Below are 25,319 nucleotides of genomic sequence, written 5' to 3'. Positions count from 1 at the left end.
AGCCGTGCCTTGGAGACAGTTCGATCAGCAACCGCTTGATATCACGGCAGACACGTAGCGCGATATCCTTGAGGGTGTGCCTGCTATGCTGTGGCTGGGCGACGCGCAGGGGAAATGCCTTTTCCTTAACCGCGCCCAAAGAGAATTCTGGGGCGTCGGCATTGACGAGATATCCACTTTCAGTTGGGCAAGGACACTGCATCCGGACGATCTTTCTCATCTCCAGTCCACGTTCGGCAAAGCAATGGCAAACCAGTTGGATTTCGAGGTCGAAGCCAGGTACAAGCGCGCCGACGGTGTCTACCGCTTACTTCACACAAGCGCACGACCAAGGTTCAGTGCAACCGGCGAGTTTCTGGGAATGAGTGGCGTGAATGCAGATGTCACGGAACGACGTGCGTCGGAGCAACGTGTAGCAATGCTCACCCAGGAACTTTCTCATCGAATCAAAAACCTCTTTTCAGTCGTCGGAGCGCTGATATCAGTTACAAAACGTGAAAATGCGGCGTCGTCGACTGCAATGGAAAGTCTGCGACGCCGTGTTTTTGCCCTCTCCGCGGCCTATGACAACACCCACGCGCTCGCGGCCCATGAGAGTTCCAGAAACCTTGGAGACCTCGTTCAAATGGTGCTTGCGCCGTTCCAACCGATTCACAGTTTCTCAAGTCGCGGGCTAGACTATCAGCTTACCCCTAAAACGACAGCTTCGCTTGCTCTTATTCTGAATGAACTCGTGACCAACTCGTCCAAATACGGCAGTCTTTCCAGCCAGGGGTCACTGGAGATTACCGCCTCCGAGATTGATCGGGAGTGGAATCTGATTACGTGGGCAGAAAAGCCGGTGGAGAGATCGCAGCCTTCAAGCGATGAGGGCGGTTTTGGGAGCCAGTTGCTCGAATTTGCGGCGCGAGACATCGGGGCAGAACTGACCCGTGAGTGGAGAGGTGAGACACTCGTCATTGGTATTATGATACCTCGTGAGAAAACTGCAGAATGATGCAAGTCTCAAGTCTTGCCACTTTGGCCTATAGGTACGATTGATGGTATCTAGGCACACTACCAATTGGGGAGCAGGTTGTCGCGGATTGGAGAAGGTTGTATATCAGGCCCAATCCCTCCGCCACTTGCCCCAGCGAAAGCGTTCTCCCGATCCGGCTGCGGCCGGATTTTTCCGTTGTTTTCGAGGGTTATGCGAGAGAGGCTGTTAACCGGCAGCGGCGCCAGGAGGCTCGGAAGCGGTCTCTCAGGAACGACATTCTCTGGACCTCATGACTGCGGGATTTTGGTGAATGGCTTGCAAGGCACGGAAAGTTCACAGTTTTTTGACCTGCCGATCTGACCACTTCGACGTCAGTCGTTTCGGCTTATGGAACACACATCGAACCACTGGCCAAGGCAGCAGAAATCCCCGATCGGCTCTTGAAAGCGTGCAACCGTTTCATTGTTGCCCCGCCGGCTCCCGAAGTGCATCCTCATGAATCGAAAACCATACCATGGCACCAATCGAATCCTTCCAACCGCGGCCGATGGGTAGAACCGGGATTGACCGAAGCTGGAGATGGTCCGAGGGTAGAAGTCAGAACGTTCGTCCAACAATAAGGGCTTGTATCAAAGCCGAGAAATGCAAAGAGCAACAATGACTAGTAATGCGACGGAGATTGCTTTTAGGGGGGATTTATCAAAACTCGACCTTGATACTGAATACCGCTCTACAAAGAATGATCCGGTCGAGACTTTTTACAAAAAATGCCTTCGAAATGCTGATCTATATCAAAGAGCTGTCGGCTATTTTCGATCTTCTGTTTTGCTGATCATTGGACGGACACTTCTCGAGTTCGCACGTCGCGGAGGTCGAATTCAACTGATCTGCTCGCCGAGCCTCAGTGAGGAGGATGTCAGAAGTATTTCAGGCGGTTACGCGCGTCGCGACGAAGTTTTGGCCTCAGCGGTTATTGAAGAATTTGATCGATTGCTAGCTGAGCCCTCGACAGCCTTTCCTGCCAAAGCCCTAGCAACTCTTATTTCTTGTGGGGCACTAGAGGTTAGGCTAGCTCAACTGATTTCTGGAAATGGCATATATCATGAAAAGATTGGACTTTTCACAGATGGCTTTGGTCACACCGTAAGCTTCCGTGGATCAACAAATGAAACATGGAGCGGCTGGCACGCAGAAGGAAACTTCGAAGCAATTGAAGTTTTTTGCGATTGGGATGGGCCTTCCGATAGGATCCGGATCGAGAAACATAGAAACCATTTCGCGACACTCTGGTCGGGGAAGGATCCTAGCGTCACGGTCTCGGCGTTCCCCGAGACGGCCGAAATCTATCTACGCAAATACGCCGCTAATAGCATCGAAGAAATCATGGAAAGCGTCCCAGTCACCCCGACGTCACGCCGACAACCCCTGCCACACCAAACCGAGGCACTTGAGGCTTGGCGAAGGCAAGGTTGCCGCGGCATCTTTGAGCACGCTACTGGAACTGGCAAAACCTTCACAGCGATCGTAGCAATCAGAGATCATGTCAGGACCGGCAAACCTGCCCTTGTTCTCGTGCCGAGCAGGCTACTGCTGCATCAGTGGGCTGAAGAGATAAGCGATGAGATACCAGACGCGGCCTTGATGCTGGCTGGTGATGGTCAAAACCGTTGGAAGTTGCACGGTAGGCTCAAGAGCATGACAGCTGCAGATCTGGAATTAGGACCACGGGTAACATTGGCTATGATGCCCACCGCTGCAACTGATCTCTTTCTGGCAGGGGTCGCTGAAAGCGACGAACTGCTGCTGGTTGTTGACGAAGTTCATCAAATAGGCAGTCCCATTAATTCGCGTGCGCTCAAGATAGCGGCGGGCCTAAGACTTGGACTGAGCGCGACACCACGGCGCTACGGCGATACTGAGGGAACAAAAAGGCTCATGGACTACTTCGGCGGTGTTGTGCCTCCACCAATCACGCTTGGAGATGCCATGAAAGCCGGTCGCTTGGTGCCTTATCAGTATTTCCCGCACGCTATCAGCCTTAACGCGGATGAAGCGGACCAATGGCTTGATTTCACAAATAGAATAAAAAAGGAAATCGCAAGAAGCAGCACTGATTCCAACGGAAAAAAGCTGCTAAGCGAACGAGCAAAAATGCTGCTCATTCAACGTTCGAGGATTGCCAAGAAGGCGACAGCGAAGGTGGATCTTGCAGTTCGTACAATCAAACGGGAGTACCGCGACGGTCAGAGTTGGCTGATCTACTGCGAGGACAGTGAGCAACTTGGCGATGTTGTAAACGCGCTTCGGGTGACGGGAATTGAGACTATCGAGTACCACTCAAACATGATTGGCGATCGAGTGGCCACGATGGAATGGTTCCACAAGTTTGGCGGCATTCTGGTTTCAATCAAGTGCCTCGACGAGGGAGTAGACATACCCAAGGTTTCCCACGCACTGATTTTAGCGTCGTCTCAAAACCCAAGGCAATTTATTCAGCGACGAGGAAGAGTATTGCGGATTTCTCCTTGTAAGAACATGGCACAGATTCATGACGCAATCGTGCGACCATTGAGCTCGGAGTCTGAACCCGAGCAACTTGGCCTCCTCCGTGGGGAACTGATACGTGCTATTGAGTTCGCTAATGGTGCCATCAACAAGTCAGCTGGAGCGGAATTGAGGGCGATTGCCATGGAAATGGGCATCGACATAGACGACCTCGCAGCTCGAGACGGAGTAGAAGAAGATGACTGAACGGTCAGGACCAGACATTGCACTCGAAATACTTTTGGCACAACGCTTGGAGGTTGCCCCAGACTTGCCGGAAGAGCTTATTCGTGCATGCTACTTTGTTCAAAAGAACAATCAGTTTACTTCTGACCGCTCGCTGCCGATGGCTGAGATGGAAAGACTAATTGACTCCGAAGTTGAGAAACTGTCAGCCGAATCCGAGGTTTTCAAATGAAGCTCATCCGTCTGACAATGAAAAACTTCATGCCTTACAAAGACCAGGCTGTTATTGACTTTCCTAAAGACGGGTCCCAAAATGTGATGCTCGTCTTTGGCGACAATATGAGGGGGAAGACCTCGCTTCTCAATGCACTTCGATGGGGCTTCTATGAAAAGGCGTTGGGAAGGCATTCCCGCCTCATCCCTCTGATAGATATCGTCAATAAGGACGCATTGCTCGAGGACAACTGGCGCGTCGAAGTGTTTGTTGAATTCGAAGCTAACGGTGATGTCTTCGAGCTTCGCCGGACGGCGGACCGCCGCTCCCCAGTCGTGCGTCCTTCCCGTTCGGAAGACCTGCAGACCTCAGTACTACTGAAGAAAAATGGCTCTGTCGTCGCGGGCAACCAAGTGGCCTATGAACTCGATCAAGTTGCCCCCGAGCAGACGTCACGATTCTTCCTTTTTGACGGTGAACTGCTTCAGGAGTATGAGGAGCTTCTGTTCGAAGGAAGCGAACAAGGGCGCCAGATCAAAGACGCGATTGAGCAAGCTTTAGGTGTTCCGACTCTAGTCAGAGGACGTGATGAACTCGGCACCATTCTAAAAAACGCTTCGCGAGCCCAAACCAAGGCACTGGCTCACATCCAGGGCCTGAAAGCACAAGCATTGCGCACCGACGCTTTGAACGAGAAGCTAGAGGCCTTTGAAGCTGATCAAAAATATCTTGAAGCCTCGATCTCTGGGGTTCGCGAGGAACGCGAAAACCTGGAAGACGAAATTGAGGCTGCTGCGACGGTTCTTGCGCTAAAGGCCAAACTTGACGCCGCTCGAGCAGACCGCGACGAAAGCCAATCCACCATTGCTCGGAAGTACACCGAGCGCCATGAAATACTAGCCTCTGCTTGGAAGGACATGCTCGACGCACGACTGGGCGAAAAGAAGAGAAAACTGCGGGAGGAGCAGCTTCGCGTTACTGGAGAAATAAAGACAACCTCCCGATTTGAAGCGGACATTGATCGTCTCCGACAGTTGATTGATACTGACTCCTGTCCAACGTGTCTGCAGCCGGTTACGGGCCAAATTCGCGAAACTCTAAAGACGACACTCGGTGAAATGCAAGCCGGGCTTATGGCTCAGAAAGATGTAAGCGCCCGACTTAATGAAATATCAGCTCAACTTGGCAACCTGGAAAAAATTCGTGGATCTGGTGCGGGGCAGCGGTTGTTTCAGATCCAAAAGGACGTGAATCTCGCGCAGATCAAGCTTCAGAAAGCAGAGAACGAGATTGAAGACATTGAGGATAAAATCGATGAGCAGGACGCAGCCGAAATTGCTCGAAAACGGTCGCGGATTGCGGATCTCCTTAAGGAAGAAGGAAAGCTGAACAGCGATGTTGACAGCGTGAGGACCAATATCCGGAAGGTTAAGGAAGACCTCGCGATCGCAAGAAAGGCAATTGAAGGAGTGGCATCAGCGAGGGCCGACAAGACCACAAAGAAAGTTGCACTAACCTCCAATTTGGAAAGAGCTTTCTCAGCTAGTATCGAAAAGCTCCGTGACCGGCTTCGTGGCAAAGTCGAGCAACTGGCGAGCGACGCTTTTCGCGAAATGACGACGCAGGGCGCTTATCAAGGTCTCCAGATAAACGAAAATTATGGTCTGAGTATTATCGATAGCCATGGACGCACCGTTTCGATGCGAAGCGCCGGTGCTGAACAGATCGTCGCACTATCATTAATAGATGGACTCAACAGGACGGGCCGATCGGCGGGACCAGTGGTGATGGACACTCCATTCGGCCGCCTCGACCCTAAGCACCGGAACAACATTTTGGGCTACCTACCGTCGGTGACCACTCAGTTTGTCTTGTTCGTTCATGGCGGCGAGATTCGTCGAGAAACAGATCTTGAGTCCATTAAGGACCGTATCGGCGCGGTTTATGATCTGATCGAGGTCTCAGAGACACAGACGAAAATCGAAAGGTCCAAACTATGATTGAAGCTGAAGTCACAACGGTCGGTCTTTCCGAGCACGCCGACGATCTCCTTGATCAGATGAAAGAGCAAGAAATCTTTGCTGAGAAACTGGACGGCTATCGATTTGCGATCAGTTTTGCTGTTGCTTCCGGTATTGTTCCCTCAGAGATCGGAAAGCGAAAGACATTGTTTAACGTGGGATCGCTTGACCCGGGGCAGTTGATACGGAGCGCTATCGAAGCATTGTACGAAGATGAACTAAGGACTACCTCAGTCTATCGAGTCGCCGAGCGCCTGGCGGATTGGGGCGTTCGTGAACTGTATGAACAGGCCTCACAGGGGCAGCTGGATTTTGCTACCCTTCTGAAGAGTGTGGACGAAGCATCAGCCCAATGAACTCTCCGCTCAGACTCTTTTTAATGACCCAAAAACGAGGGTCGGAATGGAAAATCTTTGTCTCCCAGAAACTGGAAGAGGTTCACGAGGAATGGACCAGGTTACTGGCGGATGGAGCACTTGCAGGTGTCATACATGTAGGTTTCGGGCGCCCGCCGACACGCGTTTTCAATGAAGTTGCTAGCAACAACGAAGGGCGGATGCTCGTGACTCAGAGCGCCAAATTTGTGCTGCCGCAGCCTTTCAAATGCTCAGTAGCAAAGGTCGCCGAAGTGGATGACTTGCCTATATTTCTCGCTCTTGAAGGCTGGGGATACAGTATTGAGGATTCAACTGTACGTTTAATATCTCAAACAGGATTTTCAGGCAAAGATGACACGGCATGCGGCGTTAATCAAGTGCCCGTTGCGCGTGGATGGGTGTCTGAATTCTTGTCAGTGGCTCCCGAGATTGAGGGAAACTTGAATCAGTTGGGCATCTATGATGAAGAAAGCTACCTTGAGAAAGAGGGAGAGTTGCAGGATTCAATTCGAACCTCGTTGGGGCAGTTTCGCTTTGACTCTTTGATTCAGGACCTAGACGATCCGTTGGACATTGCGCGCTGTGCGCCGCCGTGGCTCCGGTCTCTTGAAGTCGGAAGATTGTCTCTGACGGTTCGTCTAGGGAACGTTTTTAGCAACAACCGGATAAAGATCGTCTCCGACCTGGACCACTATTCAGAGGCGGAACTTTTTCGCCTGAAAAACTTTGGGCGCCATTCAAAAAAGCACTTAGCTGAAGCTCTTCTTGAAGGCCTCCGTCGTGGAGCGGTCGATACACACGCCTCAATGGCCTTATTTGACCGGGGATCGGGACATACGCGAGAAAACGATGTTGCACGTGGCCAGACTGGCGAATCATCCGCGGCTATCTCGCTCGGATTGATTGGAAACCTTCTCAAAACATTAAATGAAATCGAAGAACGGGATCGCAAGGTCCTCCTCGGTCGAATGGGTTTCAATGAGCCGCAACGAACACTCGAGGATATCGGCGGCGATTACGGCATAACACGCGAACGAATTCGTCAAATTGAGAAGCGAACACTTGATCGTATCATCACAAAAGAGCTCTGGGATGATGTGATGCGCCATCGGCTAAGCGTTATTTTAGAGTCTCGGGAAGAACCATTGCCTCTCTTCGGGTTAGAGGTCGTGGATGACTGGTTTAGAGGCACTTCCGGTAAGCAAGACGTCCTTGCGTATCTGATAGACTCGATTTGCGAGAATCGTTTCCATGTTTTGAAAGTCGGCACTGTTGGTTATGTATCCCGTGTCGACCAGGAAACTTGGAACGAAAAGCTAAGGGAAGCTCGGCAACTGCTCGAGAGCGCGGTCGACCTTAATTGGTCGGAGAGGGAATGCCGCCAGACAGTTGAAAGCTTCTTTCCTGATCAAGGGAAAGAATTGACGCCACTTCTCTGGGCTGAGGCATCCCGCCTTTGTCATTTTTCCGGATCTGAAGACTCGCGGACCCTTACTGCCTACGGGCGCGGCATAGAGCAACTGGTTCAAGTTGCCTTAGAAGATAGTCCAAACCCGCTCCACACGAGCGAGGTGGCCCAGATGGTTAGCGAAATCTCGGGCAGGCATATCGGTGAGTCTCAAATTCGCAACGCTGTTGCTAACGTAGGTGTTCTTCTTGGTCGAGGAACCTACGGCCTCAGGAAACACGTTCCTTTATCCGATGCCGAGATTGAGAAGGTGGCGGAAATGGCATTCGATATCGTGGCGGACCAGGCCGATGGCCGTCAATGGCATGCGTCCGAATTGGTGTCGGAGTTACAAGAAATAGATGGCGCTCTATGCGAAAGACTGGATAAATACGGGCTTAATGTTGCATTACAGATGAAGTCGCCATTGAAGTACCTTGGTCGACTAGTTTGGGCTCTTCCCGAAGCGGATGATCAGCATCGCGTTGACCTTAGAGATGCCGTCATTGGGATTTTGGAAGCTGCCGGCGGCCCACTTTCAACGGGTGAAGTCAACAAGCGTCTTTCTGAATTCAGAGGAGTAAACAGTACCTTTCAGATATGGAACCGTGACCCAGTATTGCGGGTGGGACGAGGTCTTTGGGGGCTAAACGACCGAGATCTTGTAGTGAAGCGAGACCAACAACCAGCCCTCGTCGACAAGGTTTTCAGCGCGCTTCGGAAAAAGGGGGCCGGGATACATCTAGATGAGGTGAAGCAGTACATCGATTGCTCGCCTTTAGTGGACGCGGAGGCCATCTTTAGTATTGCTGCATTAGATGATCGAATAGCAATCGGTGTTGGCCGCTTCGCCTACTTGAAAGAATGGGGCGGCACCAGGCGGGTTACACTTAAAACTGCGCTCGATAGGCTGATGCAACAGGTTCCAGGGCCAATGAAAATTTCGGACATTAAGGACTGGCTAGAATTCATCACTGAACGGCAGATTGACAAGAGTACTGTGTCGCATGCGCTTTCGTCGTCAGGTACGCGTTACCTTGGGGATGGTATCTGGGAGATAAAGGAGCGAGATTTGTCTGATGAAGCTGATGAAGCTGATGAAGCTGATGAGTAAATAACTCTCGGTAAGCTTTGGGGAATGTCGAATTTTCCGCGGAATTGACGCTTCTGCGCATGGCTGATTCTTTCCTATTCAGTAGAATTTATTTATCGCCCATTCCGGCGAGGTTCGAACGTGATGCCCTGACACGTGGATAAGAGGCTAGTTGGAGAAAAGCGGCCTATTGAGTGCGCTGCGTATTTCCAATCGGCCTCAACTGCGAGCCATTTACGTCCGAGATCCTCGGCAACCGCGCCGGTCGTGTTGCTTCCCGCAAATGGGTCGAGAACCATGTCGCCCTCGTCGGTAAGAAACCGTACAAAAAAGTCCACCAGACTCCTTGGCATTCTCGCTGGGTGAACCTGAGTTCCTTGATCGAGGCAAAATTTGCGATAGCCATCGCTTGATACTGTGTTGGCAGCCCTTATTAGGTTCGTGGCTCCCTGAAACTCAGAGACAAGTTGCAGGGTTTGTTCGAACTGTTCTTGCGAAATCACTCCGTCGATCGGCGGAATGCCGTCAACATCACCAACATTTGGCGGGATCGCCCCCTTGTTGTCGGTCTTAAAGCTCTCTGCCCCAATATTGTGAGCTGAGGGCCGTGGCCCGGCGTTGTACTTTCCAGACTTGATCAATCGCTTCATGCTGGGACTGTATTCGCGCAGAACTTTTCGATTGTCGGCTTTCGGCCGCTCGTTCGGTGACATCCACCAAATGCGTGTGAACGCATCTTTGACTCTAGATCGTTCTTTATTGACCCATTCTACAGGTGACGGAAGACGTGCAGGGTTGTACCAAATGAATTCTTGGCAAAGATGTAAATCACCCTTTTCCAAAAAGTTCAGAAAAGCCTTCATAACGTGAACTGACATTACGGGACGACCAGGCATCCACGCGTTGCCGATTTCAATTACAATCGACCCATCTTCGGTCACCATATCGCGCAAAATCGGCGCAAAATCGGCGAACCATTCAACGTATTCATCCTGCGTTCGATTTCCGTAGGCTTTCTTAGTGTTTAACGGGAATGGTGGTGAGGTCATCACAAGTTGAACCTGGCCTGCATATTTTTTTACAGGTTTGGTGCGAAGAACGTCTTCGGACTGCCCCAGATACATTTCACCAAGCTTGGTGGAATAGACGGGCAAAGAAGCATCATGCGCAACTGGTCGGTCAGCCACAATACTCGCTGTGTGTGTTTCAAACCAATCAGACATTCCTAGCTTCCTTTCTGGTATTCCGCCTACCATATTATCGAATTCATTCGCCAGTCACCTCAAAACCTAGAGTTCCACTCAATGGCACCGTCAAGTGTCTGGTCTTCCCACTCAATTGGAAATGGTTCCAGAATCCGCGCCAGTGTCATTTCGGCCCCTTGCCGCCCGTCGAGGATAGTCTGAACTACTTCCGGCGCGAGCAGCGTCATCCGTAGTAATCGGGTCATGTAGGACGGTGCAATCCCCTCATGCGCAGCCAACTCGGCGACTGTCGCGAACGCGCCTGTTTCGAGCATTCGTTTCCACCGGAAGGCGCGGGCCAGCGCCTTGACCAGTGTGCTGTCGGTCCGCCGCCGCTGGGGCGCGCCTTCGGGCAGCTGCATCTCCTTGCGCCCGCCGCGCTTTACCAGTCGGAACGGGATTCGCACTGTCACCGTTTCCGGCGTTGGCTTCGCACGGTTCATTTTGATGCTCCGAGATCTGCCAGCATTTCGCACGCGAGCTCGGTCAACCCGTCGATGCGCAGGCGAACATCGAGGCCATCGGTGTCGATGTCGATCCGTTCGACCAGCAGCGACGCGATACGCGCCTGTTCAGCGTGGAAGAGTTCATCCCACAGTGGATCCAGACGAGTCAACGCGTCACGGGCGTCGGCCTCGGTGATCCCGTCGCCCTGCGGCCGCGCTGCCTTCCATGTGCCCGCGATAATCTCGGGCTGGCGGAAGACGGCACGCAGTTGGTCGATGACGGCGGCCTCGATCTCGCCAGCAGGCACGCGGCCGATGGGACACGCCCCGGCGCCGTGCTTCAGGACCGTCTGGCTGACATAGTAGCGGTAGAGCCTGCCGCCCTTGCGGGTGTGTGTCGGCGAGAACGCGGCGCCATCGGGACCGAAGAGAAGCCCCTTCAGCAGCGCGGGCGTGTCGGAGCGAGTCCGGGCAGCCCTCTTGCGGGGGCTCTCCTGCAGGATGGCGTGAACCTTGTCCCAAGTCTCGTGGTCGACGATCGCGTCGTGTTCGCCGGGATAGCTTTCGCCCTTGTGGACCGCCTCGCCGATGTAGGCGCGGTTGGACAGCATCCGGTAGAGGTACTTCTTGTCGATCCGATTGCCGCGTGGCGTGGCAATGCCCCGCGCGCCGACCTCGCGGGCCAGAACCGTGCAGGAGCCGATCTCGATGAAGCGGGCGAAGATCCAGCGGACATGTGCTGCGGAATCTTCGTCGACCAGCAGCTTCCGGTTCTCGACCCGATAGCCGTAGGGCGGCACGCCACCCATCCACATGCCCTTCTTGCGGCTGGCGGCAACCTTGTCGCGGATGCGCTCGGCCGTCACCTCGCGTTCGAACTGGGCGAAGGACAGCAGGATGTTCAGCGTCAGCCGCCCCATGGACGTGGTCGTGTTGAACGACTGCGTCACCGAGACGAAGGTCACCCCGTTCTGGTCAAACACCTCGACCAGCTTGGCGAAGTCAGCCAGCGAGCGGCTGAGCCTGTCAATCTTGTAAACCACCACCACATCGGCCAGCCCGTCCTCGATATCGGCCATCAACCGCTTCAGGCCGGGGCGCTCCAGCGTCCCGCCGGAGATGCCGCCGTCGTCATACTGATCGCGCACCAGCACCCAGCCCTCGGACCGCTGGCTGGCGATGTAGGCTTCGCAGGCCTCCCGTTGGGCGTGGAGGCTGTTGAACTCCTGCTCCAGTCCTTCCTCGGAGGATTTCCGGGTGTAGACCGCGCAGCGCAGCTTGCGGACGACCTTCGATTTTTCAGGCGGCTTCGTCATGTCCGCCCCCTGTGGTTCTTCAGGCCGAAGAATACCCACCCGTTCCATCTTGTTTTCGTGATCGCGCGCGCAATGGCAGACAGCGACTTGTAGGGCCGCCCCTGCCATTCGAAGCCGTCGGCGGTGACGGGGACGACCTGCTCGACACGCTGCCACTCGCGCAGCAGCCGCGTGCCGGTGATCGGGCGGTCGCGATCGGCTCGCATGCCGCGCTTCTTCTTGTCGCCGCCGTCCAGTTCCTCACCAAGTTGTTCCAGTCGCCGGATCGTCTCCGGTTTCAGACCTCCGTAGACCAGTTCCTGGAGGCGATGGGCCAGACGGGACTCAAGGTAGCGCCGGTTGAACGGTGGCGGCTCGCTGTCGAACAACTCGCGCCACTGCGCTTTCAGAACGGGCGTCGGGGTGGTCTTCAACGCGGCCAGGCGTGCGGGGATGGGGTCATGGGTCATCCGGTTCTCCGAGTTTGCATGGTCTCATGACCGCTCGGATCGGATGGGTTGTGTAGCGAACTTTCTCCAATCCCCGCGGATAGTTGGCTTGACTGGCAGAGCCGGACGAGCTCCAGCGCCAGGATCGCGCAGAGTTCTGCGCGGCGCTCGCGCGGGCTCAGGTAGGAGGGATGGAGGGGGTTTGAACCCGGCACGAGGCGTCCTTTCAGCTTGTCGTTCTGAAAGGGAAAAGCCGTCTTCCGACCGAGATTGGGACAGCGCCGGTTCGCAAATCGGAACATTTTGAGAATCTCAAGGCTTGTCAACACGCACCAAATGCGCCGCAATCCGAAGACGATTCTAGAGCAATTCACATTGGAGTTGGCCATGGCTCGCAATTTGTTTCGCGGGGCGCCTGAGCTGTCGCGCCTCGTGATAGAATGCCCGGAAACAATGATTGACGAATTTCTACGCCACCCACAGTTCTCGGAGTTTCTACCCGTACTAATGGCCGAGAACGATCCGAATGCGGACGCCGCCTCCGACGACGGCCCAGTGATGAGGATCAAAACCTTGAAGGATGACCGCATCAAGCTCTTGGAGACGGAAGCGATGCGCATAACTGCTATGGCCGAGCGAGAGCCGGATATCATGCTGCGAAAACTCAGCGAACATCGTCGGTTCGGCGATCTCAGCGAAATGCGTCAAGTGCAGGATGCATTACAACGCTCGCTCTGGGCGTTCTGCAATGCTGTTCCCCTGTTCGAGGCGGCCAAGCGCGCAATGCAGGTCAAGGTCTACAGGGACCATGGAAGGGTATATCAATCTTGGTCGATCGACGCGTCGATACCGATCGGCACGGAAGACATCGACGACGTGAAGCTGGTTACGGAAATTGCCGATCGTCTTCAACATGGCGAAGGTTGTCACGTTGATGCGATTGAATTGCCAATAGGGGATGGCGTCGCACCTGAAATCCTTGTGGCGGTCACCTTCTTTGGTCCTTATTCCAGCCAGAAAACGGTACGACCCAACAAAAAGACGGAGCTGGTATATTTCCGGCCCCCTGACGAGCTACTTCTGGTCTACTCTCAGAGGAGGCAGCTAATAGAAGTCTGTGCGAGGGATGCAACTGAAAGGCGCGAGGTAGCCAACATTTTTGCTGGCGAAACGCTCCGGCACGACCTGTCGAACAAGCCCCTCACCCAAAAGAATTTTGATCTGTCGAGATTCAGAAGGTCACTCAAACTCCCGATCCCCGATCAGGAGGCGCATCGCGTACGAAGCGCCTCAATTACGGAAGTGCAAATCGCGCTGGGTGACTGGACGAAGAAGGTGGCACTCACGGTTGCCCCGGACAAAGACATTGATACAACCGCCAGAGAGGTTTTCGGTAAGGTCATTCCGGGTACGGGCGGCGGGTACATTACAAGAGTCGGGTTCCACATCGAATACTCAGGACCGAAGGGAAAGTCTGGATCATTGAAGTTCCAAGTGTTCGGACGCAACAAGTCCAATATCCAGAGCGAACGGGACCCAATGAAGCGCGCGCTCGGTTACGACCTGCTCGAGGCATGGGGCGTTCTGGAACGCATTTCGGGTTTAAGTCCGCGTGCTCGCCTTGAACGACTGCCCCAACTTATGGCTCTGTATGATCTGACCGAGACTGTCGTCACCGGCAGACTCCTGGCGGAAATCGGTGTCGATGCGGCCGATTTGACCTCGCACGGTTTTCTGGTAAGCAAGGGGTGGTCGGACGTCATCTTGTTCGAGGATGACGAACTTGGCGAAATGCCCCATTACGTCGAAGCGGGCCGAACGGATGGCCAGGTCCGCTTAGCTTGGAGCCCGGCGGCTCCGGTCACCGCATGGCTTCGGAAGACATCACGAAGTACGAGGTCCGCTTCGATTATGTCCGGGACGCACTGCGTCAGACCATCTCGGCGCTTGGGTTAAAGGGACGCGTTCGTGAACTGGACGAACACCTTCACTAACTTGGGAGGACCAGTATCGGGCTCGCCGATGTTCCGGTCTTCCTGATGCGGGGCATGTCCAACGACAAACTGTTAGAACGGACCGAGCGGCTACTGCGTGGTGAAAGCAACAACGCGCGCGGCATCGTTTTCACCCCGCAGTCGGCTCGGTTCCCGTATTCAGGCTGCAACGTTGTTTTGGGTTTGCCTGACTATCTGGATACCGACGATCGACATCTCGACGTGGATTCGATCCGTATTGCCTACGAAGCTTCGATTGATGCCGCCCTGCGGGGCAGCGCGGTCCACTTTCGACGGCAGGGTGATGGCGCAGCGCAGGTTACCGTTCCTGGTCAGCAGCCGCGGATCGTCATCGGAGCCAAGAAGGTCTTGCTGTTTGAACGCCTCTTCAAGGCCCACCAAAGCCGCGAGTTTGGTGTCAAGCTGGCGGAACTCAAGGCTTACCCAGGGTTCAAGCAACTCCCACAGATGATCGGAGATGAATGGCCGGAACTTGAAAACCGATATCTATATTCACCGAAGCGTGGGTTCTGGGCGCTGTGTGAGGAGCCCATCTCCGTTTGATCTCCTTTTGGGGGGTCTGACGACCTCCTGATTCGCCTGACAACTGTGGCGCTCCTTCAACGACAGGAGCCCTCAGATGGCCGCACCTTTTCGCCCCAACCGCCACACCAATCGCAGCACGTCGTGCACCACCGAGCAAACTTGGCTCTGCTCCAAGTGTTTCATGAAGCTCGGCCACCTCAATGAACAGCGCGTCGAAATCTGCTTCGCCCGGGGGCACCAGTATGTCGTCTCCATCCCGGTGACCGCTGTCTGCCGCAACTGCGGCAAGCTCAACGAACTGCGCTGAACCTACGACCGGCCGGTGTCCCCGGCCGGTTTTACTCATTCCCCATGAGGCGCGCGACGCCCTGACCCGGCCACGATGAGGCGCCTGACGCCCGGCCGCAAGGCAGGCGTCCCATGCGAGCCCCCTGGCACGCGGTTCATCGAAAACTTGTGCTCTCGACCCAACGTATGACATTCATCTCGTCCTTCATTCTGCTGCGACAGCACCAACCAGCGTTGTCCCCATACGCCGATCTGCCGAGCCTGCTGGCCTTCCTGAACACGACGTCCGGCGACGCGGATTGCAAGAACACCGTGCTGAGCGCGTTGATCGCGGAGGCGCAGCGCATGGCGGAGACGTCGGGGACCGCCAAGGTAGCGCTGATCCTCGCCCTCTGGCCTGGCCTCGATGCAATCCACGGCAGGTTGATGCGGTGGTTCGGGAATGACCCGGATCGACTGGCGACGGAACTTGCTGGCCGGGTCACCGCCGGCATTTCCACCCTGGACCTTGCCCGGGTGTCCCGGATAGCGGCAACCCTGCTGCGCAATGTCGAACGCGACATCCGCCGGATGCTGACGAAGGAGCGCGACCGGGTCGAGGTCGCCTTCACTAACGATCTGGCTGATTCAATCGGCGGGGACGGGCGGCCTCATCTAGGGAATTCCGAGACGTCTATGAAGGACCTGGTGCGTCGCTTGCAGCATGTCGTCGGTGACGACGCTTTCCTGGTAATCGCTGTCGTCATCTTCGGGCTCTCCCAGAAGGAAGCGTCCGCATCGCTGGGCCTGACTCATGACGTCGCGCGCAAACGCTACCAGCGCGCCATCGCCAGGCTGCAAGCCGATCATGACCGTAGCTGAAAGCGATGTCCCAACCTGCCGGTCCGGTTGGCTTTTCCTTTTCGAGACCTCGCTTAGGTCTTGCAGCGAAACGGACACGATCATGACAGACACCACCTTCAACCGGTTGCCCGGGCTGTTCCGTGCTTGGGATTTGCAGTTCCGGACTAACCAGACGGACGACTACCAGGTTCATTATGTCGAGATAACCGAGTGCGGCACGCCGCTCTTCGCCCTCTATCGCCGCGCTTCCCCACTCATTAATCAGGAGATCGTGTGATGGGGACAATGCCGATCACCGGTGCGGGAACTGACTTAGAAGCCGACGACTCCAGTGCATTCGACTCCGGTGGGCTTTCTGTTGCGCCCCGCCATCTGACGCCCGCCGAACTTGCCGCTCGCTGGCGCGTAAGCCCTCGGACGTTGGAGCGTTGGCGCGTTAATGGCACTGGCCCCTGCTGGCTGAAGCTCTGCGGGCGCGTGGTCTACCGGGAGGAGGACGTCGACACTTTTGAGTCTGAGGCCTTGCACGGTCCGCGAGGCAAATAACCAGTGAAGGTGGAGTGGCATACCAGGCCCCCACCGGACAAGCAGACAGACAAGCGGGTGGCCCGAGACCGCCCCGCAGGTGCTGGTGCCATCACCTATGGGTTGGCTGCGGCCAGGCTGTTCGACAACGGCTATCTCCCGATCCCGATCCGGACCGGCACCAAGGTGCCCGCGCTGACCCGATGGTCGACGGTGCCAATCGATGTCGGAGCTGTCGATACTTGGTCCACGAAGTTTTCGGACTGCGGCATCGGACTCAGGACGGGTGCCCTGGTCGGCCTCGACATCGACCTGCTCGACGCCGACCTCGCCCATGAGGTGGCCCACAAGGCCGAACAGACCCTCGGGGTAACCCTTGTCCGTGTCGGGCTTTGGCCAAAACGGCTGCTGCTCTACCGCACGGACGCGCCCTTCGCCAAAATGCAGGTGCCGGGCATTGAGGTGCTCGGGAGTGGCCAGCAGTTCGTGGCCTTCGGCGTCCATCCCGACACCGGGCGGGCCTACAGCTGGCCCACTGGCGACACCCCGCTGGAAATCGTCCTGACCGACCTTCCCTCCGTTACATGCGATCAGCTGCGCACCTTCCTGGGCGAAGCATCTGCTGCGCTGCCGAGTCGGTCGTCCACACCGCCTCGCCCGCGAGGATCGCCACCCCAGCCCAATCAGCCCGTCCGCGTCGATGGGCTGGTCATCGACGGGCGCGACGTCTGGCTGTCGATCATCGCGTTTCACGCGGTGCACGATGCACTGGACGTCGGTCTGGCGCCGGACGCCGAGGCAGTGTCGCTTCAGGTCTGGGACCGCTTCGTCGGTTCAACGGACCTCTCGCGGGCACGAAAGGGGAGTCAGCGCCCTTACAGGCAGGGTGATGCGAGAAAGAAGGTCAACGACAAGCTCCGCCTGCTTCGGAGTGGACTTCTGCCGCCGCGCAGCACCGACACGCCCGAACCCGTGAATACTCCTGTCGGGCGCAGCGTTGCCGCAGCGCGCGGACAACTGGACGCATTCCTCGCGAATGCCTGCGACCGGATCGAGGCTTGGCACAGTGGCGAAGAGGCAGAGCCCGCCCCGCAGATCGGATTGCGGGCCACCGTGGGGCTGGGCAAGAGTTCGGCGGCGCGACGCCATCTGCTGGCGCTGCGCGAACGGCTGCGAGCCGCGGGTCTTCCCCACCGGATCGCCGTGTTCACGCCCTCCCACGCGCTGGCAGAGGAATGCGCTGCCGAGTGGCGGCAGACCGGGGTCACGGTGGCGGTTCTGCGAGGATATGAGATGCGTCACCCGACCCGGGGCGAACTGATGTGCCGGGATGTCGAGGCGGTGCGGCTGGCGCTGACTGCGGGGCTCGACGTTTCCAACACGGTTTGCCGCGACAAGCTCAATCGCGCGTGCCAGTTCCATGACACGTGTCTCAAGCAGGAGAACCAGCGCGAGGTGGCTGCAGCGGATGTGGTCATCGCGCCCTATGACGCCCTCTTCACCGGCTTTTCGTCCGAACCGGGAACCTTTGCGCTGTTGCTGATCGATGAAGGATGCTGGGCTCGCGCCATGATCGAGAACCAAGAGCTCAAGGTCGAGACATTGGCGGAACAATCCATCTCCGGTCGCAAGCGGGGATCATCAAAACTCGGGGCGGCCGCCTCTGCTGCCGATCTCCTGGACCTGCGCCACACCCTGATGATGGCGTTGATAGCCACCGGACCGGGCGCGGTGCGGAAAGGCAATCTTGTGGCCGGCGGGCTCACGGTCGAGCACTGCCGCAGGGCTGCCGGGTTGGAATACGCCCGCCGCATGGACCCCGGCCTCTATCCGAGCATGTCCCGCGACGAACGTCAGGTCGCCGCCGCCATCGGGGCGCAGAACCAGATCGCGACACGCCAGGGCGGGCTGTTCAACATCTGCGCCGATATCCTTGAAGGAAACGACAGCCGCGGACAGGTGAGGACCCTGCCGCCTGATCCGAAGACCGGGCTGCACGACCTGCTGATCACCGGGATGCATGTCATCCGTCCAAACCTGCGCTCGAAGCCTGTCCTGCATCTTGACGCCACGCTGAGGCCGGAGATTGCTCGCAGGGTGCTCCCGACCCTGGACGTGGAAAAGATCGACGCCTCCACACCGCACATTCATTGCGGTTGATCACGGGTCGGTTCGGAAAGTCGGACTTGATCGAGGCCTCACGAGCAACCGGTGAGAACAACGCTCGAAGGCGTCGCCACCTTGCCGAGGTCGTCGATTACCTGCGCTGGCATGCGCTGCGTGTGGCGCCGGACCGCACGTTGGTGATTACCTACCAATCCGCTGAAGCCGCCTTTGCAGGGATCCCAAATGTGGAGACGGCGCATTTCAACGCCATCGCAGGGCTCGATGCCTGGTGCGACGCCGCGCAGATCATCCTGGTCGGGCGGCCTTTGCCTCCATCTGAAGATATTAACCACCTCGTCGGCGGATTTTTCGGAAAGGAAGTGGCCGGCGGCTACGGCTTCTGCCGCCGCGCCGTGCACATGCCGGATGGGTCCAGGCGCCCGGTTCGGGTGATTGCCCACGGCGATCCGGCGGGCGAGCTGTTGCGTTCGGCCATCTGCGACGACGAACTGATACAGGCCATCGGCCGCGGGCGTGGGGTGAACCCGACGGCGCAGACGCCGCTCGAAGTCCAAGTGCTCGCTGATGTCGCCCTCCCCTTGGTGCATGCTGTGGTCACCAGCTGGGACTTGGCAGCACCGGACCTGATGCAGAACATGTTGCTGGCGGGCGTCGCCGTCGACAGCCCGGGTGATGCCACTGCCCTGCATCCGGCCCTGTTTAGCAGCGAAAAGCAGGCCCAGAAAGCTTTCGAGAGAGCCGGATTTAAGCGACATTCCTCTTATATGGATCATATAAGGGAAATGTCGCTTAAATCGGCCTCCTACCGTCGCCCAGGACGCGGCCGATCGTGGCAGCGGGCGTGGCGGCTGCCAGGGTTGATCGGCGAAGACGAAGCCCGGGCGCTGATCGAAAGGACTTTTGGTGGTCTGGCGGAGTGGCGACGCCTTGGTTCTGTTGCTGATTGAAATCGTCAGAGGACCGCTTGGAGCCTTTATTGCTCTATGATGCCTAGGCACCGTCTCGCAAGTGCAGAAAGGATGAGCCGTCGCTCCCGGCCCAGTCCGGACCTTCGTCCTACCTTTGCAGTGTTGCAAGCACAGCCCGCTTACCGGCCATTCGCGGCGAGTGCGAAATCAAGGGATGGCCGGGTTCAAAGTTTGCGAGAACAGGGCCTCAGTTCAGCCATTACGCGCCTCTGCCACGCCAAGACCGGATCGTACGTTGTCCAAATAACTTCTCTTGAGGGTCTTCGCGCCAATTTCTTGGCTGTTATGGGTCTCGGAGATGACAGTGAAGTCCCCAGGCAGCTTGCTGAGGGCTTCCGCAACTGGGGCCGGTCTTGGATGAAACAGGCCGTCTTCCGAACTTTCGCCAACAGCGGCTTCTCCGAACAGGTCTTTCTGCGGTGGTTCGGGATAGCGATCATCCACTGCACGATGTTGAATTTCGCCCCGCGGCCCGAAATGGATCGGAGTGTAGTGAAAATGCGCTCTCTTTAGCGGGTTATTATCTAGAAAACACTGAATTTGATCGCAAAGCGCGAAAATGTTGTTGGCGCTCTCAAGCGTTCCTAGCGTTCTGGCATGGACATGCCCAAAATCGATGCAAGGATGAACACCTTCAATTTGCTGCGACAGTGAGAGAATTTTTTCAACTGAACCAAGTTGACCGACTTTCCCAGCCGTCTCAATAAACAGGCCAATTTCCGTGGACCCAATTTGGTCGACGAACCTGGCTGCATTGTCCGCAAACCTCGCGGAAACTTCTTCTTCATCTCCACCGTACAATGGCCCCGGGTGCAATATCACCTCTTTACCACCTAGTAGGTCGGTCAATTCGTAGGTCTTGTTCAACGTGTCAATCGAGCGAGAAATCTTGTCTTCCTCACCACTTGTCAAAACGATATAGTATGCCGCGTGTACGGATAGCCTTATCCCAAGGCCATCAGCTAGAGCCTTATATTCTAAGCATTTTTCAGGCTTTGTCCTCGGTCCATATGTCATCTGCAGCTCAACTGCATCCAAACCAATCTTGGAAACCCATTCGAATATCTTTGACCGATCTTTGCCGTCAGGACTTTCTGTGAAAGCTAACGGGTATCCAGCGACGCCAAACCTCACCATAGGGCTACATTGCGTGCGGCATTGCAACTGACCGAATGTGCCCAAGAGCCCCCTGCCGCCATTGCCTGAACAATACCGCGCGACACTCCTGCAGCGTCCCCGATGACGTAAACACCTTCGACAGAAGCCTTGAACCCTTGAGACAGTTGCACCTTGGGCCAGTAGAGATCGATTGAAGGACCGAACACTTTGAGAGACCCATGCTCTCCTGTAGCGCCATCAAAAATCTGGCAAGACGGATCGTTGAGAAGCCTGTGAAGCAAAGCCTGAAGCGCCTTCTTGTACTGCGGGCTCGGTCCTTCTGGGATCACGTCAATTATTTCTTGTTCCAACGTGGAAGCGCTTCCCGAAAACTTGTCAAAGGCTCCGAGGAGCAGCCGATCCTCACTCGCCTCGTTGACGGACTGGCACCATTCCTCAAGGAGCTGCGGTTCGAAAACCTCTCCAGTTCTTGCCATTAGCGCGACGTTGGTCCGTCCGGTGTCTTTTCTTACAAAGGCACCATCCGCAAAGAAGCCGCTTCCAAATTTGACGGGAACGATCTGCCCGCCTTTGCACGTGCAGAAGGTTCTCGCCTGTCCTAGGCTACCAAAATCAAACTTGAACTTCGGGTCATCCTGGTAAAGGAACTGCCTGCTGATCGTGTTCGATGGGGCTTCGATCCGAACACCGATGTCTGGCGAGTTCTCAGCGTATTCAATGCCCAGCTGATCCAACCATCGCCTTAATGCAATGTGCCCGCTTCTACCCGTTGCGATCACGACATTCTCGGTGTCAATCACCTCGCCCGTCTCCGAGACCAGTCTGAAACAGTTGGCACCTAGGCGCTCAATGCTCTCCACTGACCAACCTTCGAGGATCGGTGTCGTTGACTGCACGTCCGAGATCAGGTCGTCGAGCGCCGCTCTGTAGCTGTCCGCGTGCGCAATGCTGACGTCATACACCTTCCGGTTTGGCACGTTGGGATGTTGAACCACGACGCTTCTTCCATGAGCGGATGCCTCTGACCGAACGTCAGGCTTGACGCTCATCAACTCTTGGACGCCAGAACTGGCCGGAAAGTGACAGTATTTGTTGCCAAACGTTGCCGATGACCCACCTATGCCATTGATCACATGACATTTCTCTTTGAAACAGCTTGAGCAAGAATGTTTTTTTAGCGACGGGCAGATCTTTCGTCCCTTCTTGAAACCAGCGTCGACAACGACAGCCGCCCGCCGGTCGCCGAGCGGCAACTCGACAACGGCGTTCAATGCGGCTGGACCCGCTCCGATGAAGGCGTACTTAAACATCGCTTTACTGCTCCGGCGGAGGCGGTGTCTCCGCTCCATTTTGCTCCACATTATAGCCTAGCTGTTGCTGAAGCGCAACGATCTCGGCCTTTAGAGCTTCGATTTCCAGGCTTAGAGTGTCAATCTTTCTAACGTCATCGAGCCGGCTCGTCAGTGCTTCCAGTTGCGTTCGAAGTGCGGTGACGTCTCTCAGAACGACTTCGCCGCGATCCCCGTCAGCCCATCCTCTGGTGTAGTTCACAGCCAGTCCCAGAATGACCGGAATGAGTGCACTTAGGAACGCTAGACCAAACCCGCCCAAGATTACGCCCCAAACTAGGTGACGCCGTTTCTCCTCAACTCTTGTGAGGCGATGATCAAAGTCGGACCTAGCTCTCCCTATCTCTTCTTTGTTTCCGTCAACTAATTCTCGTAGACGTTTCGAGCTCTCGGCTTCGCCAGCGGCTTTCAATTCCCCAATAGTCTTTGCGGCATCTACCTGCGCTTGTGCCGCTTGGAACGCACCAAGGAATTGTTGGTTTAAGCGTTCGTATATCTCTTTTTCGGTATGACTTATCTTTTGTCCCAGATTATGAATTTCACCTCGGAAGCGCTCTACCTCTTGTTGCATCGCCCGAATTGTGCTTTTAGAGAATTTCGTGTTCTTTACAAAATCTCTGATATCTACGACTTCTTTTTGGCCAGGATCGTCGTTCTCAGCCTCTCGCCCAACGTTGAAGAACTCAATAGTGAACAGGCGATCCCGGCCCTTGCCTACCTTGTCCTGTCCGCCTTCTGTGAAGAGTTCGATTGGTTCAGATGTGATGTTGTAGAGAACCGCGAAAAGCTTGCCATGGTAATGAGGTTCAACTTGTGTACCCATTTGAACAAAAAGGCCTTGCAAGGCCATTTTGATCCGAAGGTTGAATTTGCCAATCACATCTCCGGGGATCTTCACAACTTCATGTGTTGAGACAATCATGGCTCCGAAGGGTGGAATCGTTATCGATTTTCCTTGAAGAGGCTTAAGCGAGGCACTTTGCTCACCGTCAGTGGGGTCGATGTAGTCGTCACCGATTCGCAGATCGTAGCTTGCAGGCTTGAAGCAAGTCCCGCACGGGTCCTCCAAAATTATTTCTCGATCAATGATCTCCTTGCGCAGCAACACGCCAGTTGGTTGAGCTGCTGGTTGTTGTTGCGAGGTGGCCATCTACGCTCCTTGCGGAATTGCTCACAAATTGTTGCTTGTATGGAGGATAACTTGGTGTTCAGGCTTCGGTAAAGCCTAGAGGTTGGGGGCCTTTCTGCGATGGACCATTATTTCATCACCGTCACCGGCGCGCACGGCGTCGGCAAGACCTCACTAATCGAGGAAGTAACCGCGCATGCGGCGAGCCCCGAAGACATCAGTGTCATCCGTGAGCCGGCAAGGGAGATCGCCAAGCGCGGCTTCTACGTCAACGACAAGATTTCCCTCGATGGCGTCTTTGAGTACCTTGGCTACTGTTTGGCAGAGGTGCGCCAAGTTCAAACCAAGCTCGTCTTGACCGACAGATCGATTCTCGACCTCTATGCCTATACCCGCGACCAGTTCCCTCATCGGTTTTCGTACTCACTTGAGAAGCTGATCGTCGAGCAGATACACGCAGAGAAGCACAGGACCCGGCTCTACTTATACCTGCCAATTGAGTTCCCGATGGAGCAAGACGAACTGAGACCGGCGGACCTTGATTACCAGGCGTACATCGATGAAGTAATCCGAGAACTGCTGGATCACTTCGGGATGCCAACCCTCGAAGTGCGCGGTTCCTTAGAGGAGCGCGCATCCAAAGTTTTGGATGCGATTTCGAGCTTGCCGGAAACAGCATAGCGACTAGGCGGTTTCTGTGGCCGCACCATTGAGAAACGACAAGACTTTTGCTGCCAACTGTGATGGAGAGGCAACTTCGGCATCGAGTTTGAGGTCAGAAACGTCAGCCAATTCCGACTGATAGCTTTCGCTAGCATCCTTTACGATGGTGTCGTATTCTTGGCCGGCATCTATGTCACGCGATCTTAGTCTATGACGATGAACAAGGTGGTCGTAGCTAGCCACTAGGTGAACGTGTGTGATATTCAGGGTCGTTTGCTCACGAAGCGCCAGAACCTGTTCCGGTTTGCGGACCGCATCGACCACCAGTGAGCGGTCCGAGAGTTCTCGCTCAAGCTTCGACACTTCGTCAGCAATCCAGCGAAAATTGGTTTCTTCGTCGAGACTGTTGCCGGCTTGCTGTAGAGATACCCTGCCTGGAAGTAGAGTAGGTCGGATACTGGAAATCAGCGAGCTGGTTGACACATGGAGCGCTCCGAAAAGCAGAAACATTTCGTGGGCCAAAGTCGTTTTCCCAACTCCTGTTGGCCCCGAGAGCACTATGATGTGTTGATGTCCGGGGTTCATATTGACGATACGTCTCTCGTATTGGTGTATGATCGCATTTCGACAGCGTCGGGCGGTCTGCCCTCCATCATAGGTCACTTACCCAAAACCCGACAGAGGAGAGTTGATCGCTCGCCACCACTTGCGAACTGTCGCTCTGACTGGCGGATGTCTGCTTAGCGTGCTTGATTTCTTGCACTGCAACCGCAGCGAAGTTCCGCTTCCCGCCCCTCCAGTACAGCGGCTCGAAAGCGCGGCACAGATCGAGCTGATGCAGCGAATGACAGGAGTATCCGCAAAGCAGTCATTGGATTCTTACCATTTCGCCGCTGTGCATCAGATTCCACGCTGAACCGCGTCATGGTGCCGGACCTCCATGGGATAGCCCTAACCTCCCTGTCGGTCTGTGTGCGCCCCTGTCGTCGTTTGCGTGAAACTGTCATCCTTTCAGTAACTTAAAAACAGAGATATACTTCAGCCAAGCAAGCAAACGGACACGACCAATTCCCAACGGGGGGCTCATGGGACGCACCGTCGTGATACAAGACCTGGACAGCGATGGCCTTCGCGGCGCGACGTCCATTCGACATTGCCCGGTAGAGATGCTGATCCCCTATGCCAACAATGCCCGCACGCATTCGGAAACCCAGGTTGCACAGATCCCCGGATCGATCCGGGAGTTCGGTTTCAACAACCCAGTTCTGGTCGACGGCGAGAATGGCATTATCGCGGGGCACGGGCGGGTGCTGGCGGCACGCAAGCTGGGACTGGCCGAGGTGCCGGTCATTGAACTTCGCCACCTGAGCGAGGCGCAAAAGCGGGCCTACATATTGGCCGACAATCGGCTGGCCGAAGCTGCGGGCTGGGATCGCGATCTTTTGGCGCTGGAACTCGGGGACCTGACAGACC

Annotated in this window: 24 protein-coding genes; 16 read left to right on the top strand and 8 right to left on the bottom strand. The window is 55.7% G+C overall.

The features are described 5' to 3' along the window. Positions 1 to 64: 64 nt before the first annotated feature. The 6 genes from ACFO5X_RS12910 (at position 65) to ACFO5X_RS12885 (ending at position 8,882) form a co-directional block, all read left to right on the top strand. Positions 65 to 997, top strand: a complete 933-nt coding sequence (locus ACFO5X_RS12910) for a sensor histidine kinase (RefSeq protein WP_380717901.1) — start codon at positions 65 to 67, stop codon at positions 995 to 997. Between the two features lie 639 nt (positions 998 to 1,636). Then, a complete protein-coding gene (locus ACFO5X_RS12905; protein ID WP_380717884.1) occupies positions 1,637 to 3,730 on the top strand; it encodes a DEAD/DEAH box helicase family protein in 2,094 nt (697 codons plus the stop codon). After that, positions 3,723 to 3,941, top strand: a complete 219-nt coding sequence (locus tag ACFO5X_RS12900) for a hypothetical protein (protein WP_380717883.1) — start codon at positions 3,723 to 3,725, stop codon at positions 3,939 to 3,941. The genes ACFO5X_RS12905 and ACFO5X_RS12900 overlap by 8 nt, the downstream gene beginning before the upstream one ends. Continuing rightward, the gene (locus tag ACFO5X_RS12895; protein WP_380717882.1) at positions 3,938 to 5,923 is read left to right on the top strand and encodes an AAA family ATPase; all 1,986 of its coding nucleotides are present in this window, start codon (positions 3,938 to 3,940) and stop codon (positions 5,921 to 5,923) included. Before ACFO5X_RS12900 ends, ACFO5X_RS12895 begins: the two co-directional genes overlap by 4 nt. Next, positions 5,920 to 6,300, top strand: coding sequence for a hypothetical protein (locus tag ACFO5X_RS12890; RefSeq protein ID WP_380717881.1), 381 nt, complete (start codon positions 5,920 to 5,922; stop codon positions 6,298 to 6,300). Before ACFO5X_RS12895 ends, ACFO5X_RS12890 begins: the two co-directional genes overlap by 4 nt. After that, positions 6,297 to 8,882: a sigma factor-like helix-turn-helix DNA-binding protein gene (locus tag ACFO5X_RS12885; protein WP_380717880.1), complete on the top strand. Its 2,586-nt coding sequence runs from the start codon at positions 6,297 to 6,299 to the stop codon at positions 8,880 to 8,882. The genes ACFO5X_RS12890 and ACFO5X_RS12885 overlap by 4 nt, the downstream gene beginning before the upstream one ends. A 92-nt stretch (positions 8,883 to 8,974) precedes the next feature. Here the strand turns inward: ACFO5X_RS12885 and ACFO5X_RS12880 are convergent, their stop codons facing one another. Genes ACFO5X_RS12880 through ACFO5X_RS12865 form a run of 4 tightly spaced genes read right to left on the bottom strand, consistent with a single transcriptional unit; the run spans position 8,975 to position 12,316 of the window. Further along, positions 8,975 to 10,084: a DNA-methyltransferase gene (locus ACFO5X_RS12880; protein ID WP_380717879.1), complete on the bottom strand. Its 1,110-nt coding sequence runs from the start codon at positions 10,082 to 10,084 to the stop codon at positions 8,975 to 8,977. Between the two features lie 59 nt (positions 10,085 to 10,143). Continuing rightward, positions 10,144 to 10,548 carry a hypothetical protein gene (locus ACFO5X_RS12875; protein ID WP_380717878.1) on the bottom strand — a complete coding sequence of 135 codons (405 nt, stop codon included), beginning with the start codon at positions 10,546 to 10,548 and terminating at the stop codon, positions 10,144 to 10,146. Next, a complete protein-coding gene (locus ACFO5X_RS12870) occupies positions 10,545 to 11,867 on the bottom strand; it encodes a recombinase family protein (RefSeq protein WP_380717877.1) in 1,323 nt (440 codons plus the stop codon). The genes ACFO5X_RS12875 and ACFO5X_RS12870 overlap by 4 nt, the downstream gene beginning before the upstream one ends. Then, positions 11,864 to 12,316: a DUF2924 domain-containing protein gene (locus ACFO5X_RS12865; RefSeq protein ID WP_380717876.1), complete on the bottom strand. Its 453-nt coding sequence runs from the start codon at positions 12,314 to 12,316 to the stop codon at positions 11,864 to 11,866. Before ACFO5X_RS12865 ends, ACFO5X_RS12870 begins: the two co-directional genes overlap by 4 nt. 366 nt (positions 12,317 to 12,682) lie before the next feature. Between ACFO5X_RS12865 and ACFO5X_RS12860 the strand changes: the two genes are divergently transcribed. The 8 genes from ACFO5X_RS12860 (at position 12,683) to ACFO5X_RS12825 (ending at position 19,565) form a co-directional block, all read left to right on the top strand. Then, complete coding sequence (locus tag ACFO5X_RS12860) at positions 12,683 to 14,251, top strand: hypothetical protein (protein WP_380717875.1); 1,569 nt, start codon at positions 12,683 to 12,685, stop codon at positions 14,249 to 14,251. Positions 14,252 to 14,343: 92 nt separating this feature from the next. Then, positions 14,344 to 14,853, top strand: coding sequence for a hypothetical protein (locus ACFO5X_RS12855; RefSeq protein ID WP_380717874.1), 510 nt, complete (start codon positions 14,344 to 14,346; stop codon positions 14,851 to 14,853). A 76-nt stretch (positions 14,854 to 14,929) separates the two neighbouring features. After that, positions 14,930 to 15,142 (top strand): hypothetical protein, encoded by a 213-nt coding sequence (locus tag ACFO5X_RS12850; protein ID WP_380717873.1) that lies wholly within the window; start codon positions 14,930 to 14,932, stop codon positions 15,140 to 15,142. Between the two features lie 167 nt (positions 15,143 to 15,309). After that, positions 15,310 to 15,984, top strand: a complete 675-nt coding sequence (locus tag ACFO5X_RS12845; RefSeq protein WP_380717872.1) for a sigma-70 family RNA polymerase sigma factor — start codon at positions 15,310 to 15,312, stop codon at positions 15,982 to 15,984. Between the two features lie 82 nt (positions 15,985 to 16,066). Further along, positions 16,067 to 16,243 carry a hypothetical protein gene (locus tag ACFO5X_RS12840; protein ID WP_380717871.1) on the top strand — a complete coding sequence of 59 codons (177 nt, stop codon included), beginning with the start codon at positions 16,067 to 16,069 and terminating at the stop codon, positions 16,241 to 16,243. Then, positions 16,243 to 16,512 (top strand): helix-turn-helix transcriptional regulator, encoded by a 270-nt coding sequence (locus ACFO5X_RS12835; protein ID WP_380717870.1) that lies wholly within the window; start codon positions 16,243 to 16,245, stop codon positions 16,510 to 16,512. The genes ACFO5X_RS12840 and ACFO5X_RS12835 overlap by 1 nt, the downstream gene beginning before the upstream one ends. 57 nt (positions 16,513 to 16,569) lie before the next feature. Next, the gene (locus ACFO5X_RS12830; RefSeq protein WP_380717869.1) at positions 16,570 to 18,651 is read left to right on the top strand and encodes a bifunctional DNA primase/polymerase; all 2,082 of its coding nucleotides are present in this window, start codon (positions 16,570 to 16,572) and stop codon (positions 18,649 to 18,651) included. A 26-nt stretch (positions 18,652 to 18,677) separates the two neighbouring features. Then, positions 18,678 to 19,565 (top strand): hypothetical protein, encoded by an 888-nt coding sequence (locus tag ACFO5X_RS12825; protein WP_380717868.1) that lies wholly within the window; start codon positions 18,678 to 18,680, stop codon positions 19,563 to 19,565. A gap of 213 nt (positions 19,566 to 19,778) precedes the next feature. Here the strand turns inward: ACFO5X_RS12825 and ACFO5X_RS12820 are convergent, their stop codons facing one another. From ACFO5X_RS12820 to ACFO5X_RS12810, 3 genes are read right to left on the bottom strand one after another with little or no spacing between them, the layout of a single operon-like run. Further along, a complete protein-coding gene (locus ACFO5X_RS12820; protein ID WP_380717867.1) occupies positions 19,779 to 20,723 on the bottom strand; it encodes a TIM barrel protein in 945 nt (314 codons plus the stop codon). Next, entirely contained in the window at positions 20,717 to 22,015 is a 1,299-nt protein-coding gene (locus ACFO5X_RS12815) for a hypothetical protein (RefSeq protein ID WP_380717866.1), read from the bottom strand. Before ACFO5X_RS12815 ends, ACFO5X_RS12820 begins: the two co-directional genes overlap by 7 nt. Before the next feature lie 4 nt (positions 22,016 to 22,019). Continuing rightward, on the bottom strand, positions 22,020 to 23,204 hold the full coding sequence (locus ACFO5X_RS12810; RefSeq protein WP_380717865.1) for a dCTP deaminase domain-containing protein: 1,185 nt from the start codon (positions 23,202 to 23,204) through the stop codon (positions 22,020 to 22,022). 99 nt (positions 23,205 to 23,303) lie between these two features. Between ACFO5X_RS12810 and ACFO5X_RS12805 the strand changes: the two genes are divergently transcribed. Then, a complete protein-coding gene (locus ACFO5X_RS12805) occupies positions 23,304 to 23,864 on the top strand; it encodes an ATP/GTP-binding protein (protein WP_380717864.1) in 561 nt (186 codons plus the stop codon). 3 nt (positions 23,865 to 23,867) lie between these two features. Here the strand turns inward: ACFO5X_RS12805 and ACFO5X_RS12800 are convergent, their stop codons facing one another. Further along, positions 23,868 to 24,368, bottom strand: a complete 501-nt coding sequence (locus tag ACFO5X_RS12800) for a hypothetical protein (protein WP_380717863.1) — start codon at positions 24,366 to 24,368, stop codon at positions 23,868 to 23,870. Positions 24,369 to 25,012: 644 nt separating this feature from the next. Between ACFO5X_RS12800 and ACFO5X_RS12795 the strand changes: the two genes are divergently transcribed. Further along, positions 25,013 to 25,319, top strand: a 307-nt coding sequence (locus tag ACFO5X_RS12795) for a ParB/Srx family N-terminal domain-containing protein (protein ID WP_380717900.1), incomplete at its 3' end; no start/stop codon positions are given.

Origin of the sequence: Seohaeicola nanhaiensis, assembly GCF_042654245.1 — a bacterium.
Lineage (GTDB): Bacteria > Pseudomonadota > Alphaproteobacteria > Rhodobacterales > Rhodobacteraceae > Seohaeicola_A > Seohaeicola_A nanhaiensis.
Note: the sequence above shows the minus strand (reverse complement) of the source record. Positions and strands in the feature narration are given on the sequence as shown.